Origin of the sequence: Falsihalocynthiibacter sp. S25ZX9 (assembly GCF_041205405.1) — a bacterium.
GTDB classification, from domain to species: Bacteria; Pseudomonadota; Alphaproteobacteria; order Rhodobacterales; family Rhodobacteraceae; genus Falsihalocynthiibacter; species Falsihalocynthiibacter arcticus.
Genome location: NZ_JBGFCD010000065.1, coordinates 1 through 835, shown reverse-complemented (window position 1 = coordinate 835; position 835 = coordinate 1). Strand labels below are relative to the sequence as shown.

General features: G+C 52.1%; 1 protein-coding gene. It reads left to right on the top strand.

The window, feature by feature from the left end; all coding sequences use genetic code 11:
* On the top strand, nucleotides 1-690 hold a 690-nt coding region (locus AB9F29_RS21275; protein ID WP_369757175.1), incomplete at its 5' end, for an IS6 family transposase.
* Between the last annotated feature and the right edge of the window lie 145 nt (nucleotides 691-835).

Here is an 835-nt window from a genome sequence, read left to right as displayed (position 1 = left end):
TTTCGCTACTTCAAAACCAGTCCTGAGATTATTCGCCTAGCGGTGATGCTCTATGTCCGATTTCCTCTCTCACTTCGAAACGTAGAAGACTTACTGCACGAACGAGGGATCGATGTCAGCCACGAAACCGTCCGTTTCTGGTGGAACCGGTTTGGCCCATTGTTTGCTTCAGAAATTCGTCGGAAACGGGTTCAGCAACTGCGGATGTATTCGAATTGGCAGTGGCACCTAGACGAGGTTTTTGTGAAGATAAACGGCGAACTGCACTATCTATGGCGTGCCGTGGATCACGAGGGCGAAGTGTTGGAAGCCTACGTTACGAAACGTCGGGATCGCAAGACCGCATTCAAATTCCTCAAGAAAACCATGAACCGTCATGGCAAAGCCGAGGTGCTAGTTACCGATAAACTGCGTTCCTACGGCGCGGCGATGAAGATCATTGGCAATGCGGGCAAACAGGAAACGGGTCGCTGGAAAAACAATCGCGCTGAGAATTCACACTTGCCGTTCCGACGACGAGAACGTGCCATGCAGCGCTTCCGCCGAATGCGAAGTTTGCAGAAATTTACCTCCGTTCATGCATCCGTTTTCAACCACTTCAATCCGGAGCGCAGCCTTTCCCAAAGAGATCATTTCAAAGCCAATCGCACTGCCGCGCTCACAGAGTGGCGCGGTCTTTGTGCGGCATAAACGGGCAGGGGTACTGGCCTGGCCGAGACGAGTTCGAATTTGTCTGATGGTGTGGACGGCTCCACCCGAACGGCATCGCAATGTGTCATGCTGGTGCTGTTACGACCCAACAGAGAGAAGGAGCCATCCACAATGGATATTACAA